Annotated in this window: 13 protein-coding genes and 2 pseudogenes; 14 read left to right on the forward strand and 1 reads right to left on the reverse strand. The window is 62.4% G+C overall.

Annotation, left to right across the window (positions count from 1 at the left end; translation table 11 throughout):
- Positions 1–221 precede the first annotated feature (221 nt).
- From EN859_RS09525 to EN859_RS09535, 3 genes are all read left to right on the forward strand, one after another.
- Positions 222–1718: a CoA-acylating methylmalonate-semialdehyde dehydrogenase gene (locus EN859_RS09525; RefSeq protein WP_127853098.1), complete on the forward strand. Its 1497-nt coding sequence runs from the start codon at positions 222–224 to the stop codon at positions 1716–1718.
- A gap of 219 nt (positions 1719–1937) precedes the next feature.
- Complete coding sequence (locus EN859_RS09530; protein ID WP_245525512.1) at positions 1938–2216, forward strand: hypothetical protein; 279 nt, start codon at positions 1938–1940, stop codon at positions 2214–2216.
- Positions 2217–2528: 312 nt separating this feature from the next.
- Positions 2529–2843, forward strand: coding sequence for a hypothetical protein (locus EN859_RS09535; RefSeq protein ID WP_127853099.1), 315 nt, complete (start codon positions 2529–2531; stop codon positions 2841–2843).
- Positions 2844–2857: 14 nt separating this feature from the next.
- Here EN859_RS09535 and EN859_RS09540 read toward each other — a convergent pair whose 3' ends face one another.
- The gene (locus EN859_RS09540) at positions 2858–3550 is read right to left on the reverse strand and encodes a GntR family transcriptional regulator (RefSeq protein ID WP_127853100.1); all 693 of its coding nucleotides are present in this window, start codon (positions 3548–3550) and stop codon (positions 2858–2860) included.
- 71 nt (positions 3551–3621) lie between these two features.
- Between EN859_RS09540 and EN859_RS09545 the strand changes: the two genes are divergently transcribed.
- From EN859_RS09545 to pyc, 11 genes and pseudogenes are all read left to right on the forward strand, one after another.
- Positions 3622–4515, forward strand: coding sequence for a dihydrodipicolinate synthase family protein (locus EN859_RS09545; protein WP_127853101.1), 894 nt, complete (start codon positions 3622–3624; stop codon positions 4513–4515).
- Between the two features lie 42 nt (positions 4516–4557).
- Positions 4558–5808 carry an FAD-binding oxidoreductase gene (locus EN859_RS09550; RefSeq protein ID WP_127853175.1) on the forward strand — a complete coding sequence of 417 codons (1251 nt, stop codon included), beginning with the start codon at positions 4558–4560 and terminating at the stop codon, positions 5806–5808.
- A gap of 13 nt (positions 5809–5821) precedes the next feature.
- Positions 5822–6823: a 4-hydroxyproline epimerase gene (locus EN859_RS09555; protein ID WP_127853102.1), complete on the forward strand. Its 1002-nt coding sequence runs from the start codon at positions 5822–5824 to the stop codon at positions 6821–6823.
- A 335-nt stretch (positions 6824–7158) separates the two neighbouring features.
- Positions 7159–8061: a branched-chain amino acid ABC transporter permease LivH gene (locus EN859_RS09560; RefSeq protein ID WP_127853103.1), complete on the forward strand. Its 903-nt coding sequence runs from the start codon at positions 7159–7161 to the stop codon at positions 8059–8061.
- A gap of 4 nt (positions 8062–8065) precedes the next feature.
- Positions 8066–8389 (forward strand): annotated as a pseudogene (locus tag EN859_RS40460) (DUF3382 domain-containing protein); the annotation flags it as partial.
- Positions 8390–8551: 162 nt separating this feature from the next.
- Positions 8552–9661: pseudogene (gene livM / locus EN859_RS09565) on the forward strand (high-affinity branched-chain amino acid ABC transporter permease LivM); the annotation flags it as partial.
- A 17-nt stretch (positions 9662–9678) separates the two neighbouring features.
- The gene (locus EN859_RS09570) at positions 9679–10839 is read left to right on the forward strand and encodes an ABC transporter ATP-binding protein (protein WP_281015601.1); all 1161 of its coding nucleotides are present in this window, start codon (positions 9679–9681) and stop codon (positions 10837–10839) included.
- A complete protein-coding gene (locus tag EN859_RS09575) occupies positions 10839–11567 on the forward strand; it encodes an ABC transporter ATP-binding protein (RefSeq protein ID WP_127853106.1) in 729 nt (242 codons plus the stop codon). Before EN859_RS09570 ends, EN859_RS09575 begins: the two co-directional genes overlap by 1 nt.
- Positions 11568–11584: 17 nt before the next feature.
- A complete protein-coding gene (locus tag EN859_RS09580; protein ID WP_127853107.1) occupies positions 11585–11932 on the forward strand; it encodes a DUF6867 family protein in 348 nt (115 codons plus the stop codon).
- A gap of 139 nt (positions 11933–12071) precedes the next feature.
- Positions 12072–13190 (forward strand): branched-chain amino acid ABC transporter substrate-binding protein, encoded by a 1119-nt coding sequence (locus tag EN859_RS09585; RefSeq protein ID WP_127853108.1) that lies wholly within the window; start codon positions 12072–12074, stop codon positions 13188–13190.
- A gap of 260 nt (positions 13191–13450) precedes the next feature.
- Positions 13451–16909 carry a pyruvate carboxylase gene (gene pyc / locus EN859_RS09590; RefSeq protein WP_127853109.1) on the forward strand — a complete coding sequence of 1153 codons (3459 nt, stop codon included), beginning with the start codon at positions 13451–13453 and terminating at the stop codon, positions 16907–16909.
- Positions 16910–16929 lie beyond the last annotated feature (20 nt).

Raw genomic sequence — 16929 nt, forward strand, 5'->3', positions numbered from 1 at the left:
TCTCCCCCTTCGTGGGGGAGATGTCCGGCAGGACAGAGGGGGGCGCGAAGGGACTCAACTTAACAGCTCCAGGGATAACGATCACACCCTACCATTTGCGGGAATTGATGCACAGGCTTCTACCGTTATCTATTTTCTGCACAGCGGTTGCGTTCTCGCTCGCGTTGCCATCGACAACGCAAAGGCGGACAATGCGTCATCACAACACAGGGAGAGAGATCATGATCGAATACGGTCATTTCATCGGCGGCAAACATGTCGCTGGGACCAGCGGCCGCAAGCAGGATGTCATGCAGCCGATGGATGGCACGGTGCGCGGCACAGTGGCACTGGCATCGCAGGCGGAACTGCGCGCAGCCGTTGCAAACGCCAAGGAAGCACAGTCCAAATGGGCGGCGACCAACCCGCAGCGCCGCGTGCGCGTGCTGATGAAGTTCCTCGAACTGGTCGCCAGGGACTATGACGCGCTAGCCGATATCCTGGCGCGCGAACACGGCAAGACCATCGCCGACGCCAAGGGCGACATCCAGCGCGGCCTCGAAGTGGTCGAGGTCTGCATCGGCGCGCCGCACATGATGAAGGGCGAATTCACCGACGGCGCCGGCCCCGGCATCGATGTCTATTCGATGCGCCAGCCGCTCGGCGTGGTCGCCGGCATCACGCCGTTCAATTTCCCGGCGATGATCCCACTGTGGAAGCTCGCGCCGGCCATCGCCTGCGGCAATGCCTTCATCCTGAAGCCTTCGGAGCGCGACCCCGGCGTACCGCTGCGCATCGCCGAACTGTTCATCGAGGCCGGCCTGCCGGCGGGCATCCTCAACGTCGTCAACGGCGACAAGGAGGCGGTCGACGCCATCCTCGACGATCCTGACATCAAGGCCATCGGCTTTGTCGGCTCGACGCCGATCGCCCAGTACATCTATTCGCGCGGCTGCGCGGCCGGAAAGCGGGTGCAGTGCTTCGGCGGCGCCAAGAACCACATGATCATAATGCCCGACGCCGACATGGACCAGACGGTCGACGCACTGATCGGCGCCGGCTACGGCTCCGCCGGCGAGCGCTGCATGGCGATCTCGGTGGCTGTCCCGGTCGGCAACGACACCGCCAACCGGCTGATGGAAAGACTGGTCCCGCGCGTCGAAAGCCTGAAGGTCGGTCCGTCGACGGATTCCTCCGCCGATTTCGGCCCGCTGGTGACAGCGCAGGCGCTGGAGCGGGTCAAGGGTTACGTCGACATCGGCGTCAAGGAAGGCGCCAAGCTGGTCGTCGACGGCCGCGGCTTCTCCATGCAGGGCTACGAGAACGGCTACTACATGGGCGGCTGCCTGTTCGACAACGTCACCGCCGACATGCGCATCTACAAGGAGGAGATCTTCGGGCCGGTGCTCTCGGTGGTGCGTGCGCCGACCTATGAGAACGCGATCAAGCTCGCCAATGAGCACGAAATGGGCAACGGCGTTGCCATCTTCACCCGCGACGGCGATGCGGCGCGCGACTTCGCGTCGAGGGTCCAGGTCGGCATGGTCGGCATCAACGTGCCGATCCCGGTGCCGATCGCCTATTATACTTTCGGCGGTTGGAAGGCGTCGTCCTTCGGTGACCTCAATCAGCACGGGCCGGACGCGTTCCGCTTCTACACCAAGACCAAGACGGTGACCTCGCGCTGGCCGTCCGGGGTCAAGGACGGTGCGGAGTTCGTCATTCCGACGATGAACTAGCCGGACAGATTTGAAGACGGAAGACGAAAAAGCCCGGGCCCGGAACCCGGGCTTTTTGTTGCCTGATCGCTAATGTGATGGAACCAAGCGGGCCGTAACGGCCTTAGACAGCAATCCTGCCGCGAAGGAGGCGCGGTGATCAACCAATGGCGCTGGCGACAGCTTCCGAGGGGATCGTCTGGCGCAAGGAGGTGTCAGATGACACGCCTTATGGCATCTATGGTTTTCGCGGCAACTACGGCGTTTTCCATCGCCCCGGCAGCGGCGGCCGAGCAATGCGCGGCACGTACCGACATGGTCAAGGCGCTCGGTGAAAAGTTTCATGAAAATGCGGCGGCTGTCGGCATGATCAATCCGAATGTGATCGTGGAAGTCTTCGTTTCAGAGCGAGGCACCTGGACCATCCTCGCCACCGACACACAAGGTCAAAGCTGCGTGCTTTCTGCTGGTGAAGGCTGGCAGAGCGCGATGACGACGGCGGCGCTGCCCGGGATCTGAACGATTGCTGGCGCGTTTTTTCCGGACGCGGAACTGACAAGTTGATCCCTTCAAAGCCGCAGGCCATGGCCTGCGGCTTCATTTTCTCTGCGACAACCTCGAAACGGTTTTGCTGGCACGCTTGCTATTTCCCGTCGTCGTACCATATATGGAACATAGCGAGAACACCGAGAAATCGTTCCCGCTGACGGCAGACCGGAACACAGAAAGGAGCGACGCGATGATGACGTCGGAACCGGCCTGGATCGCTCCGGCAAAATGAGACCGTCAACCGCCTCCCTTGCCGGAACGTGATGGCAAAGGAGGTGCCCTATGGCACGCAAATCGCTGGTAGGATGGGTGAAGACCCTGGCTCTTGCAGGCGTATTCGCGACGGGTGCGAGCGCCGCAAGCGCCCAATATCAATACTGTGTTGAACATGGCGACCTCGTCGCCCACCTGACTGAGAATTTCCAGGAAAGACAGTTTGCTCTCGGGCTGATCGGTCAGGAGGCGATTATGGAGGTTTTTGTCGCCGAGAGCGGAAGCTGGACAATCATCGTGACCGACGTTGCCGGCAGAAGCTGCATCGTCGCGGCCGGCGACAATTGGGAAAGCGTGGTGGCTCTGTCCGGCCAGAACTCATAGGGAGCGGGCGGTGCTCAGCGCGTGGCAGCCGCCTCGGCATGGCCGCGCAGCAGCGCCATCAGGCGCTTGGCATCCTTGGCCGCGGCTTCCTCGTCGCCGGCGAGGATCGAGCGGATCAGCACAACATGATGCTCGGCTGATTCGACGAGGCCGGTGTCGGCCTTGTAGCGGAACCAGAAGCGGCGGCTGTGGGTCTGCAAGGGCGCCGCCAGCCGCGCGGCGAAAGGGTTGTCGGCTGCCAGCGCCAGCGCCTCATCGAGCGCCTTGTCGGCCTGGATAAAGGCAAGCACGTTGCCTGCTATCACTGCCTTCTGCATGGCAAGGGCCGCATCATGGAACAGGTCGGCCGCCTCGCGGGTGACGAAGCGGGCGGCCGAGCGGGCGAGGACCACCTCGACGCCGCGACGGGCATCGAGAACGCGCAGCCAGTCGCCGGGATGAAGCGGGGCTATGGCAATGCCGGCGCGCGGCCGGACATCCAGCAAACCCTCCCAAGCCAGTCTCTGTATAGCCTCGCGCACCGGCGTGCGGCCGAGCCCGAGCCTTTCAATCAAAGCGCCTTCGGTAACGAAGCTCGCGGGCGCCAGTTCGAGCGTCACGATCATGTGCTCGAGCGTGCGGTAGGCCTTCGCCGCCACCGGCTCGGCGCTTGAGCCTTCATCGACCAGTGCCAAAGGATGTCTCCTGATATATTTTGGATATATCATAGCGGATTACGCATTGACAGCTGCCTTCGCGCATGAAATATATCACTGATATATCAGATGGAGCAACCGCTATGTGGACCGGAGTCTTTCCCGCCGTCACGACCAAATTCACCGAGGACGACCGCCTCGACCACGCCGAGATGGAGCGCTGCTTTGCGCTGCAGATGGAGGCTGGCTGCGACGGCATCATCGTCTGCGGTTCGCTCGGCGAGGGGCCGATGCTGTCGCATGACGAGAAGATCGAGGTGCTGAAGACGGCGCAGAAGATCGCCGGCGACAAGCCGGTTCTGCTGACGGTCAATGAGCCCGGCACCCGCGAAGCGGTAAGCATCGCGCGCCGTGCTGCCAAGGAAGGCGCCAATGGGCTGATGGTGGTGCCGAGCCCAATCTACCATACCAATCCGCAGGAGACAGTCGTAGCACTTCGCGCTGTCGCCGAGGCCGGCGACCTGCCGGTGATGATCTACTCCAACCGGCTTGCCTACCGCGTCGACGTCACCGTCGACCAGATGGAGGAGCTTGCGGCGGACAAGCGCTTTGTCGCCATCAAGGAGTCCTGCGACGACATCCGACGCTCGACCGAGATCATCAACCGCTTCGGCGACCGCTACGACCTGTTCACCGGCGTCGACAATCTCGCCTTCGAGGCGCTGTCGGTCGGCGCCATCGGCTGGGTGGCGGGCCTGGTTACCGCGTTCCCGCGCGAGACGGTGGCGATCTACCAGCTGATGAAGCAGGGCCGCCGTGAGGAGGCGCTGAAGATCTACCGCTGGTTCCGGCCGCTGCTCGACCTCGACGTGTCGACCTACCTAGTGCAGAACATCAAGCTCGCGGAAGTGTTCGCAATCAACAGCAACGACCGCGTGCGCATGCCGCGCCAGCCGCTGTCGGGCGAGTGCCGCAAGACGGTCGAAAAGATCGTCAAGGGCGCCATGGCGGTGCGGCCGGAACTGCCGGCGTTTTGAAGCAACAGTAGAGCATTCGTCTTTATGCCTCCTAACCCGGCCATGAATGGTGATGCTGCACTCGACATCGCAATTGTCGGTGGCGGCATCATAGGCATCTGCGTCGCCGCTTATCTGGCCGAAGCGGGACGTCGCGTCACTGTCTTCGACCGCACCGGCATCTGCGAGGAAACCAGTTCCGGCAATGCCGCTGCCTTCGCCTTTTCCGATGTGTTGCCGCTTGCCCACAAGGGCATGATCAGGCAATTGCCGAAATGGCTTGCCGACCCGCTCGGCCCGCTCAGCATCCCGCCCGCCTACCTGCCGAGACTTATGCCCTGGCTGATCCGCTTCTGGCGTGCCGGGCGAAGCAATCGCTACGAGGCCGGCCTTGCCGCGCAGGCCGGGATGATGAAGCTCGCCGAAGCGGAATGGATGCCGTTGCTCGATCGCTCGGGTGCGCGGCCGATGCTGCGCGAAGACGGCTCGCTGGAGTTTTACGAGAGCGAGACCGAGTTCAGGGCATCATTGCCCGGTTGGGCGGCGAGGCAGCGCTTCGGCATCGGCTTCCGCCATGTCGAGGGCGAGGAGCTGACAGCCTTGCAGCCGGGGCTCTCGCCGCGTTTCGTCAAGGGCACGTTCGTGCCGGGATGGAAGACCGTCGCCGACCCAAAACTGCTTGGCAAGGCGGTCTGGGCCTATGCCGAGAGCAAGGGTGCGCGTTTTGAAAAGGCCCGGATCGAGCATGTTGACGCCGGGCAGGATCAAGCGACGCTGACGCTGGCCGACGGTGCGATCCGGCGGGCAAAGCACCTGGTCATCGCGGCAGGCGCATGGTCGCATCTGCTGGCGGAAAATCTCGGCGACCGCATCCCGCTCGAAACCGAACGCGGCTACAATACGACGCTGCCCAAGACCGCTTTCGATGTGAAGCGGCAGCTTATATTCTCCGGGCATGGCTTCGTCATCACGCCGCTCGAAGCCGGGCTGCGCATTGGCGGCGCTGTCGAACTAGGCGGCCTGGAGCGCCCGCCGAACTTCGCCCGCTCGAAAGCCATGCTGAAGAAAGCCAAGAGCTTTTTGCCGGGGCTCGATCCGTCAGGCGGCCGCGAATGGATGGGGTTCCGGCCATCGCTGCCGGATTCGCTTCCCGTCATCGGGCGCGCGCGGAAAAGCCCGGCGGTGAGCTATGCCTTCGGCCATGGTCATCTCGGCCTCACGCAAGCCGCGGCGACCGGACGGTTGATCCGCGACCTCGTTCTCGGGCAAAATCCTGCGCTTGACCTATCTGCTTTCTCTCCGAACCGTTTCTGACAAGGGTCGAAAAATGGCGCGTCATTCCTTCTTCTGCATCGACGGCCACACCTGCGGCAATCCGGTGCGGCTGATCGCCGGCGGCGGACCGCTGCTGAACGGCGCGACGATGATGGAGCGGCGCGCGCATTTCCTGGTTGAATATGACTGGATCCGCACCGGGCTGATGTTCGAGCCGCGCGGCCATGACGTGATGTCCGGCTCGATCCTCTATCCGCCGACGCGCCAGGATTGCGACATCGCCATCCTGTTCATCGAAACCTCGGGCTGCCTGCCGATGTGCGGCCACGGTACCATCGGCACGGTGACTTTTGCCATCGAGCAGGGGCTGATCAAGCCGAAGACGCCTGGCGTGCTCAGGCTGGACACGCCGGCCGGTCTGGTTATCGCCGAATACAAACAGGTCGGCGACCACGTCGAGGAGGTGCGCATCACCAATGTGCCGTCCTTCCTCCATGCCGAGGGGCTGACGGTGGAGTGCCCGCAGCTCGGCGAGATCAGCGTCGATGTCGCCTATGGTGGCAATTTCTACGCCATCGTTGAGCCGCAGAAGAATTATCGCGACATGGCCGACCATTCGGCCGGCGACCTCATCGCCTGGAGCCCGGTGGTGCGGCAGCGGCTCAACGAAAAATACCCCTTCGTGCATCCCGACAATCCTGGCATCAAGCGGCTGTCACACCTGCTGTGGACCGGCAAGCCGACCGACCCCAAGGCGGATGCGCGCAATGCCGTCTTCTACGGCGACAAGGCGATCGACCGCTCACCGTGCGGCACCGGCACCTCGGCGCGGATGGCGCAGCTTCATGCGAAGGGCAAGCTCAAGGCCGGCGATAGCTTCGTCCATGAATCGATCATCGGCTCGCTGTTCAACGGCAAGGTCGAGAAGGAAGTCACCGTTGCAGGCAAGCCGGCAATCATTCCCTCGATCGGTGGCTGGGCGCGCATGACCGGATTGAACACCATCTTCATCGACGACCGCGATCCGTTCGCGCATGGTTTCGTCGTCAAGTGAGCGATTCTTTGACCTGACGGAAGCGAAAGGGGCGAAAAGGGATTGCCTTCAGTGACGCAACGATCCCGCTCATCAACTTATTTTGACGGCGATTTCTTCGAAACGGGGTGCATGATGCCGCTGAATCGTCAAAGACATTGCGTTGTGCCAATGATAGGGTCCGCGATGGTCCAGGGGTCGGATAGGAAAAGAACGGGCGATCGGGCAGCGTGCGGCGAAAACACGCGTTCCGATCGAAAAATCACGTTGCAATCCGGGCTCGAAACTTTACGACTAGGGGAAATACGAAAAGGAATGCGTCTGCATGGGCGACATTCCAGGGGAGCTACGGCAGCATGCAGTATTTTGTCCAGCAGCTTATCAATGGGCTGACGCTGGGATCGATCTATGGGCTGATCGCAATCGGTTACACGATGGTCTACGGCATCATCGGCATGATCAATTTCGCCCATGGCGACATCTTCATGGTCGGCGCCTTCGCCGCCCTCATCGTGTTCCTCATCCTTGGCGCACTGTTCTATTCGGTGCCGATCGTCATCGCGCTGCTGATCATGATGATCGTGGCGATGCTTTTGACCAGCCTCTACAACTGGACGATCGAGAAGGTGGCTTACCGGCCGCTGCGCGGTTCGTTCCGGCTAGCGCCGCTGATCACTGCGATCGGCATGTCGATCGCGCTGTCCAATTTCGTCCAGGTGACGCAAGGGCCGCGCAACAAGCCGGTGCCGCCGATGGTGTCCAGGGTCTACACGATCGACGGCATCAGCGTGTCGCTGAAGCAGATCATCATCGTCCTTGTCACCGTGATCCTGCTCGCGATCTTCTGGTATCTCGTCAACAGGACCGCGCTTGGTCGAGCGCAACGCGCCTGCGAGCAGGACCGCAAGATGGCGGCACTGATGGGCATTGATGTCGACCGCACCATCTCGATAACCTTCGTCATGGGCGCCGCCCTTGCCGCTGTCGCCGGCACGCTGTTCCTGATGTATTACGGTGTCGTGGTGTTTTCCGACGGCTTCACCCCTGGTGTGAAGGCGTTCACCGCGGCCGTGCTGGGCGGCATCGGCTCGCTGCCCGGCGCCGTGCTCGGCGGGCTGATGATCGGCTTCATCGAGAGCATGTGGTCGGCCTATTTCTCGATCGACTACAAAGATGTCGCCGCATTCTCCATCCTGGCGATCGTGCTGATCTTCCTGCCTTCCGGCATTCTGGGCCGGCCCGAAGTCGAAAAGGTCTGAGATCATGGCGGTTACCGTGTCTCCGGAAAGCGACGTCGTCGCCACGCCCGTCCAACGCGCTACGCGCGAGGCGCTTTACGCGGGGGCCATCTCGCTTGGCCTGTTCGTGCTGTTCATCGGCCTGAGGACCGATCAGAACATTTCCAACGAGCTGATCCTGGTGCAGCGCTGGGGCCTGCTCGCGGCCGTGGTGATTGCCACCATGGTCGGGCGCTTCCTCTACGTCGCCTATGGCCAGCCCTTCCTTGCGAACCAGAAGATCGTCGACGTCGCCACCGGCTTGCTGCCGGAAAGCGTGGCGACGCGGTTCTTCCGGCTGCCGTATTTCATCGCGGCCATCGCCATAGCCGTCGTGCTGCTGCTTCTGGCTGGCTCCCTTGATGGGCTGGTGGGGCCGGATCTCGCAGACTATGCGCGGTTCGTGCGGGCGCTGGCGATCATCTATGCACTGGCCTGGGTGATCTATTATTTCCGTGTCTTCATTCTTGCACATTTCTCGGCCCTGGGCATAACCGCGCTGGCGCTCTATCCGATCGTCGTGGTGCTGGTGATTGCTCTCTATACGGGATCGATGGTCGGCGGTTTCCAAGGCTCGCTGAAATGGGTCGACAATTTCGGCATCCAGATCCTGATCTACGTCATGTTGGCCTGGGGACTGAATATCGTCGTCGGCCTCGCGGGCCTGCTCGACCTCGGCTATGTCGCCTTCTACGCCGTCGGCGCCTATGCCTATGCGCTGCTCGGCACGCATTTCGGCCTGTCATTCTGGATTCTGCTGCCGGCCGCCGGCGCCATGGCCGCGTTCTGGGGCGTCATGCTCGGCTTTCCGGTGCTGCGCTTGCGCGGCGACTATCTGGCGATCGTGACGCTCGCCTTTGGCGAGATCATAAGGCTGGTGATCGTCAACTGGCGCGAGGTGACCAACGGCTCGGCCGGTATTTCCGGCATCCCGAAGGTCTCATTCTTCGGCCTGATATCGTTCAACGTCTCCGATCCGAACTACATCGCCAAGGTTCTCGGCATCGCCCAGTCGGGCGCCTACTACAAGATCTTCCTCTACTACCTGATCCTGGGGCTCTGCCTGCTGACCGCCTTCGTCACGGTAAGGCTCAGGCGCATGCCGGTCGGCCGCGCCTGGGAAGCGCTGCGCGAGGATGAGATCGCCTGCCGCTCGCTCGGCATCAACACCACCACCACCAAGCTCACCGCTTTCGCCACCGGCGCCATGTTCGGCGGCTTCGCCGGCTCATTCTTCGCCGCAAGGCAAGGCTTCGTCAGCCCGGAATCCTTTGTGTTCCTGGAATCTGCGATCATCCTCGCTATCGTCGTGCTCGGCGGCATGGGCTCGCTTGTCGGCATCGCCGTCGCCGCGCTGGTGATGATCGGCGGCACCGAGGCGCTGCGCGAACTCGATTTCCTGAAGCGGATCTTCGGTCCCGACTTCACGCCGGAACTCTACCGCATGCTGTTGTTCGGCATGGCCATGGTCATCGTCATGCTGTGGAAGCCGCGCGGCTTCGTTGGCAGCCGTGAGCCGACCGCCTTCCTCAAGATACGCAGAGCCGTATCAGGGTCCTTCACCAAGGAAGGACACGGCTGATGAATGCGAGCTCATCCATGAACAACGCCATCCTCCAGGTCGAGCATCTGTCGATGAAGTTCGGCGGCCTGGTCGCCATTGGCGACCTGTCGTTCCAGGCCAAACGCGGCGAGATCACCGCATTGATTGGCCCGAACGGCGCCGGCAAGACCACCGTGTTCAATTGCATCACCGGTTTTTATAAGCCGTCGGAAGGCATGATCACGCTCAATCTGCGCGACGGCAACAACTTCCTGCTCGAGCGCCTGCCGAACCACGAGATCCCGGCGCGTGCCAAGGTGGCCCGCACGTTCCAGAACATCCGGCTGTTCTCCGGCATGACGCTGCTGGAGAACCTTCTGGTCGCCCAGCACAACAAGCTGATGAAGGCATCCGGCTACACCATCCTCGGCCTGTTCGGCTACAGCGGTTATCGCAAGGCTTCGGCCGAGTCGATCGAACTGGCCAGGCACTGGCTGGAGAAGGCCAACCTCGTCGACCGCGCCGACGATCCGGCCGGTGACCTGCCCTATGGCGCGCAACGGCGTCTGGAAATCGCCCGCGCCATGTGCACCGGGCCGGAGCTTCTGTGCCTCGACGAGCCGGCCGCCGGCCTCAATCCGAAGGAATCGGCGGCGCTCAATGCGCTGCTGATGGACATCAAGGACAACACCGGCACCTCCATCCTTTTGATCGAGCACGACATGTCCGTGGTCATGCAGATTTCCGACCATGTCGTGGTGCTCGAATACGGACGCAAGATCTCCGACGGCGATCCGCAATCGGTGCGGACCGACCCGCGCGTCATCGCCGCCTATCTTGGTGTCGACGACGAGGAGGTCGAGACGGTGCTGACCGAGGTCGGCGACGAAGACGTCATCGAGCAACTGGATGCCGGTCCCGACTCGGCACACGGCCCGGGTACGTCGTCCTCATATCTTGCCGGACCGGTGACCGACACGATCGGCCATAGCGAGGGTGAGCGCGTCACGGTGTCGAAGGGTGCCTCGAGAGCGGGCCAGGTCGACGAGCGTGCAAAGGCGGCGGCAAGCAAGGCCGCATCGCCCGCAGCCAAGTCGGCGGCGAAATCTTCCGCGGCGAAATCGTCCAAGGCAAAACCGGCCGCCAAGGCTCCTTCTGGCCGCGCTTCCGGAAAGACCACCGGGCCTGCGGCGGGCAAGCGCGGAGGGCGTAAATAATGGTCGGAACAACGCTGCTCGATATCAAGGGCGTCCAGACCTACTACGGCAACATCAGGGCGCTGAACGGCGTCGATGTCACCGTCAAGGAGGGCGAGATCGTGGCGCTTATCGGTGCCAACGGCGCCGGCAAGTCGACGCTGATGATGACCATTTTTGGTGCCCCACGCGCCCGCGCGGGCACCATCACCTTCGCCGGCACCGACATCACCCAAATGCCGACCCACGAGATCGCGCGCATGCGCATCGCGCAATCGCCGGAGGGCCGCCGCATCTTCCCGCGCATGACGGTGATGGAAAACCTGCAGATGGGCGCCAGCCTCGACAACCTCAAGCACTTTGACGAGGATGTCGAGAAGGTGTTCACGCTGTTCCCGCGCCTCAAGGAGCGCATTACCCAGCGCGGCGGCACGCTGTCCGGCGGCGAACAGCAGATGCTGTCGATCGCACGCGCGCTGATGGCGCGGCCGAAGCTGCTTTTGCTCGACGAGCCTTCGCTTGGGCTGGCGCCGTTGATCGTCAGACAGATCTTCGATGCCATCCGCGAACTGAACCGCACCCAGGGGCTGACCGTGTTCCTGGTCGAGCAGAACGCCTTCGGCGCGCTGAAGCTCGCCACGCGCGGCTATGTCATGGTCAACGGCAATGTGACGATGACCGGCACCGGCAAGGAACTTCTCGCCAATCCGGAAGTGCGCGCCGCCTATCTCGAAGGCGGCCATCACTGAGTTCAGGAGTCTTCATCATGCAGGGCATTCTCCACGAGGAACCCTCGATCTGGCAGTTCTTCTTCGTCACCTGCCTGCTCGGTGGCTGGGCGGCGTGGATGACGGGCAAGGCCTGCGCCCAGACATGGCGCAGCTTCACCCAGTTGTTCGTCTACATGCTCGGTCTCGGCATCGGCATAAGATTCATCCATCATGCGCTGTTCGGCGGCACGATGTTCTCGCTGCATTACTATATCGTCGACACAATCGTGCTGATGATATTGGGCTTCATCGGCTACCAATACACACGCACCAACCAGATGGTGACACAATATAATTGGCTCTACGAAAGAGCTTCTCTCTTGAGCTGGAAACCGAAAGGTTGACGTTCATAATTAACGCCGTTTCGGGGATGAATCGGCGTGACAAGTGCCTGAAAATCGGCAAAGTACGCTTTCTGCGAGTAAGAGCGGGCATCGCATGAAAGCATCATCCACGCCCGTTCGGTAAATGGGAGCGTTTTACATGAAAAAGTCACTCTTGTCCGCCGTCGCCGTGACCGCGCTTGTCGCGTTCAGTGGCAGCGCGTGGGCTGACATCCTGATCGGCGTTGCCGGTCCGATCACTGGCCCGAACGCAGCGTTCGGTGCCCAGTTGCAGAAGGGCGCCGAGCAGGCTGCCGCCGACATCAACGCGGCCGGCGGCATCAATGGCGAAAAGATCAAGCTCGAAGTCGGAGACGACGTGTCCGATCCGAAGCAGGGCATCTCGGTCGCCAACAAGTTCGTCGCCGACGGCGTCAAGTATGTCATCGGCCACTTCAACTCGGGCGTTACCATCCCGGCGTCGGAAGTCTATGCAGAGAACGGCATTCTCGTCATCACGCCTTCGGCGACCAATCCGCAGCTGACCGAGCGCGGCCTGTGGAATACGTTCCGCACCTGCGGACGCGACGACCAGCAGGGCAAGGTTGCCGGCGACTATCTTGCCGCGCGCTTCAAGGATGCCAAGATCGCTGTCGTCCACGACAAGACGCCTTATGGTCAGGGCCTCGCCGACGAAACCAAGAAGGCGCTCAACGGCAATGGCGTGACCGAAGCCATGTATGAAGGCATCAATGTCGGCGACAAGGACTTCTCGGCGCTCATCGCCAAGATGAAGGACGCCGGCGTCTCCGTCGTCTACTACGGCGGCCTGCACACGGAAGCCGGCCTGATCATGCGCCAGCTCGCCGACCAGGGCCTCAAGGCGCAGTTCATGTCAGGCGACGGCATCGTGTCGAACGAACTGGCCTCGATCGCCGGCGACGCCGTCGATGGCACGCTGATGACGTTCGCTCCCGATCCGCGCAAGAACCCGAACGCCAAGGACCTCGTCGAGAAGTTCCGCGCCGCCGGTTTCGAGCCTGAAGCCTATACGCTCTACTCCTACGCTGCGATGCAGATCGTTGCCGCCGCCGCCACCAAGGTTGGCGCCTCCGACGACGCGCAGAAGGTTGCCGAAGCGATCAAGGCGAGCGGCCCGTGGAAGACGGCCATAGGCGAGATCGGCTATGACGCGAAGGGCGACATCACCCGCCCCGACTACGTGATGTACAATTGGAAGAAGGGTGACGACGGCAAGTACACCTACTTCGAACAATAAGCCGGCAAACGTCTTCGAATCCCGAATGCCCGGCGCTCTGCGCCGGGCATTTTTCGTGTGAAGCGCGATCCTTTCAAAAAAACCGGCCTTTCCGAAAAACCGGATCGACAGTGCCCGCGCTCGCTGGATCAGCGGCGGAGCGTTTCAACGCTGGGAAACGATTTAAATCGGTTTAATCTTCTCGCGATTTTGTTTGCACTGCAGCATTTTCACGTTAATCATTGCCTCAGCCCCCATCCCGTCCGTCTGGAGCCTTGTCCTTGGCAATCACGAAGATCCTTGTCGCCAACCGGTCCGAAATCGCCATCCGCGTCTTTCGTGCGGCCAACGAACTCGGCCTCAAAACCGTGGCGATCTGGGCCGAGGAGGACAAATATTCGCTGCACCGCTTCAAGGCCGACGAGAGCTATCAGGTCGGGCGCGGGCCGCATCTGGCCAGGGACATGGGACCGATCGAAAGTTATCTGTCGATCGAGGAGGTGATCCGCGTCGCCAGGCTTTCGGGCGCCGATGCCATCCATCCGGGCTACGGGCTTCTGTCCGAAAGCCCGGAATTCGCCGAAGCCTGCGCCAGCGCCGGCATCACCTTCATCGGGCCCAGGCCGGAGACGATGCGCAGGCTCGGCAACAAGGTCGCCGCGCGCAATCTGGCGATCGAGGTCGGCGTGCCGGTGGTTCCCGCCACCGATCCCTTGCCGGACGACATGGAAGCGGTAAAAGCACTCGCCAAGACCATCGGCTATCCGGTGATGCTTAAGGCATCATGGGGCGGCGGCGGCCGTGGCATGCGCGCCATCCGCGCCGAAGCCGATCTCGCCCGCGAGGTGACTGAAGGCAAGCGCGAGGCCAAGGCCGCCTTCGGCAAGGACGAGGTCTATCTCGAGAAGCTGATCGAGCGCGCCCGCCACGTCGAGGTGCAGGTGCTGGGCGACATGCACGGCAACGCCGTGCATCTGTTCGAGCGCGACTGTTCGATCCAGCGCCGCAATCAGAAGGTTGTCGAGCGCGCGCCGGCGCCATACCTCGAGATGCCGCAGCGCGAAGAGCTTTGCGGCCACGCGCTGAAGATTGCGCGTGAAACGAGTTATATCGGCGCCGGCACGGTCGAGTTCCTGCAGGACGCCGATACCGGCAAGTTCTACTTCATCGAGGTCAACCCGCGCATCCAGGTCGAGCACACCGTCACCGAGCAGGTGACCGGCATCGACATCGTAAAGGCGCAGATCCACATCCTCGACGGTTTTGCCATCGGCACGCCGGAATCGGGTGTGCCGGCGCAAAAGGACATAAGGCTGAACGGCCACGCCCTGCAGTGCCGCATCACCACGGAGGATCCCGAGCACAATTTCATCCCGGACTACGGCCGCATCACCGCCTATCGCGGCGCCACCGGCTTCGGCATCCGTCTCGACGGCGGCACTGCCTATTCGGGCGCGGTCATCACCCGTTTCTACGATCCGCTGCTGGAAAAGGTGACGGCCTGGGCGCCGACGCCGGTCGAGACCATCGCCCGCATGAACCGGGCTCTGCGCGAATTCCGCATCCGCGGCGTGGCGACCAACCTCACCTTCCTCGAGGCGATCATCAACCACCCGAGCTTCGCCGACAATTCCTACACCACCAAGTTCATCGATACGACGCCGGAGCTGTTCCAGCAGGTCAAACGGCAGGATCGTGCGACCAAGCTGCTCAACTATCTGGCCGATGTGAGCGTCAACGGCCATCCCGAGACGCGCGGCCGGCCCATGCCGAAGGCCGATGCGGCTGCACCGGTGGTGCCCTATCTCAACGGCAAGGTGCCTGATGGCAGCAAGCAGAAGCTCGATGCGCTCGGACCGGAGAAATTCGCCGCCTGGATGCGCGATCAGACAGAGGTGCTGGTCACCGACACGACGATGCGCGACGGCCACCAGTCGCTGCTCGCCACCCGGGTGCGCACGTATGACATCGCCGGCATTGCCGGCACCTATGCGCGCGCGCTGCCGCAACTGCTGTCGCTCGAATGCTGGGGCGGTGCGACCTTCGACGTCGCCATGCGCTTCCTCACCGAGGATCCTTGGGAGCGGCTGTCGCTGGTGCGCGAGGCAGCACCCAACCTGTTGCTGCAGATGCTTCTGCGCGGCGCCAACGGCGTCGGCTACACCAACTACCCCGACAATGTTGTCCAGCATTTCGTCCGCCAGGCGGCGGATGGCGGCATCGACCTGTTCCGCGTCTTCGATTGCCTGAACTGGGTCGAGAACATGCGCGTCGCCATGGACGCGGTCGGCGCCGAGGGCAAGCTGATCGAAGCGGCGATCTGCTATACCGGCGACATACTCGATCCGGCACGCGCCAAATACGACCTCAAATATTATGTCGCGCTGGCCAGGGAATTGCAGGCGGCCGGCGCCCATATCGTCGCGGTCAAGGACATGGCCGGGCTATTGAAGCCGAGCGCTGCCCGCGTGCTGTTCAAGGCACTGCGCGAGGCGACCGACTTGCCGATCCATTTCCATACCCACGACACATCGGGCCTGTCGGCGGCAACGGTGCTGGCGGCGGTGGAGAGCGGCGTCGACGCCATCGATGCTGCCATGGATTCTTTCTCCGGCAACACCTCGCAGCCCTGCCTGGGCTCGATCGTCGAGGCGCTGAAGGGCACCGAGCGGGATCCGGGCCTCGACCCGCAGTGGATCCGGAACATCTCGTTCTACTGGGAGGCGGTACGCAACCAGTACGCCGCCTTCGAGAGCGACCTGAAGGGACCCGCTTCGGAAGTCTATCTGCACGAGATGCCGGGAGGGCAGTTCACCAATTTGAAGGAACAGGCGCGTTCGCTCGGGCTGGAGACGCGCTGGCACGAAGTGGCGCAGACCTATCACGACGTCAATCTGATGTTCGGCGACATCGTCAAGGTGACGCCGTCGTCCAAGGTGGTCGGCGACATGGCGCTGATGATGGTGAGCCAGGACTTGACGGTCGCCGATGTCGAGAACCCCAACAAGGACATCGCCTTCCCGGACTCGGTGGTATCGATGCTGCGCGGCGATCTCGGCCAATCGCCGGGCGGCTGGCCAGCGGCGCTGCAGAAGAAGGTGCTGAAGGGCGACAAGCCGATCACGGTGCGGCCCGGCTCGCTGCTCAAGCCAGCCAATCTCAAGGCCAGCCGCAAGGAGATCGAGGAGAAGCTGGAGCGCAAGCTCAGCGAGTTCGAATTCGCCTCGTGGCTGATGTATCCGAAGGTGTTTTCTGACTTTGCCGCTGCACAGGAGACCTACGGTCCGGTCAGCGTGCTGCCGACGCCGACCTATTTTTACGGCATGAAACCGGAAGATGAGATCTTCGTCGACATCGAGAAGGGCAAGACGTTGGTGGTGCGCTGCCTGGCTATCGGCGACGTCGATGAGAAGGGCATGGTCACCGTGTTCTTCGAGCTCAACGGCCAGCCACGCCGGGTGAAGGTGCCTGACCGGGCGCATGGCGCTTCCGCCGCCAAGGCGCGACGCAAGGCGGAGCCGGGCAACGAGGCGCATGTCGGCGCGCCGATGCCGGGCGTCGTCTCGGCGCTTGCGGTTGCCGCCGGCCAAGCGGTTAAGGCCGGCGACGTGCTGCTGTCGATCGAGGCGATGAAGATGGAGACGGCGCTGCATGCCGAACGTGACGGAGTGATCGCCGAAGTGCTGGTCAAAGCCGGTGACCAGATCGATGCCAAGGATCTGCTGATCGCATTCGGGTAGTTGTCGGGGAGCTTTGTCTG

Source organism: Mesorhizobium sp. M00.F.Ca.ET.216.01.1.1 (genome assembly GCF_004010325.2).
In the GTDB taxonomy this organism is placed as follows: Bacteria; Pseudomonadota; Alphaproteobacteria; order Rhizobiales; family Rhizobiaceae; genus Mesorhizobium.

Bases quoted from the DNA above. Each gene is read 5' to 3' on its own strand.
- EN859_RS09525 (WP_127853098.1), top strand. From the start codon at position 222: ATGATCGAATACGGTCATTTCATCGGCGGCAAACATGTCGCTGGGACC.
- EN859_RS09530 (WP_245525512.1), top strand. From the start codon at position 1,938: ATGGTTTTCGCGGCAACTACGGCGTTTTCCATCGCCCCGGCAGCGGCG.
- EN859_RS09535 (WP_127853099.1), top strand. From the start codon at position 2,529: ATGGCACGCAAATCGCTGGTAGGATGGGTGAAGACCCTGGCTCTTGCA.
- EN859_RS09540 (WP_127853100.1), bottom strand. From the start codon at position 3,550: ATGATATATCCAAAATATATCAGGAGACATCCTTTGGCACTGGTCGAT.
- EN859_RS09545 (WP_127853101.1), top strand. From the start codon at position 3,622: ATGTGGACCGGAGTCTTTCCCGCCGTCACGACCAAATTCACCGAGGAC.
- EN859_RS09550 (WP_127853175.1), top strand. From the start codon at position 4,558: ATGAATGGTGATGCTGCACTCGACATCGCAATTGTCGGTGGCGGCATC.
- EN859_RS09555 (WP_127853102.1), top strand. From the start codon at position 5,822: ATGGCGCGTCATTCCTTCTTCTGCATCGACGGCCACACCTGCGGCAAT.
- EN859_RS09560 (WP_127853103.1), top strand. From the start codon at position 7,159: ATGCAGTATTTTGTCCAGCAGCTTATCAATGGGCTGACGCTGGGATCG.
- EN859_RS09570 (WP_281015601.1), top strand. From the start codon at position 9,679: ATGAACAACGCCATCCTCCAGGTCGAGCATCTGTCGATGAAGTTCGGC.
- EN859_RS09575 (WP_127853106.1), top strand. From the start codon at position 10,839: ATGGTCGGAACAACGCTGCTCGATATCAAGGGCGTCCAGACCTACTAC.
- EN859_RS09580 (WP_127853107.1), top strand. From the start codon at position 11,585: ATGCAGGGCATTCTCCACGAGGAACCCTCGATCTGGCAGTTCTTCTTC.
- EN859_RS09585 (WP_127853108.1), top strand. From the start codon at position 12,072: ATGAAAAAGTCACTCTTGTCCGCCGTCGCCGTGACCGCGCTTGTCGCG.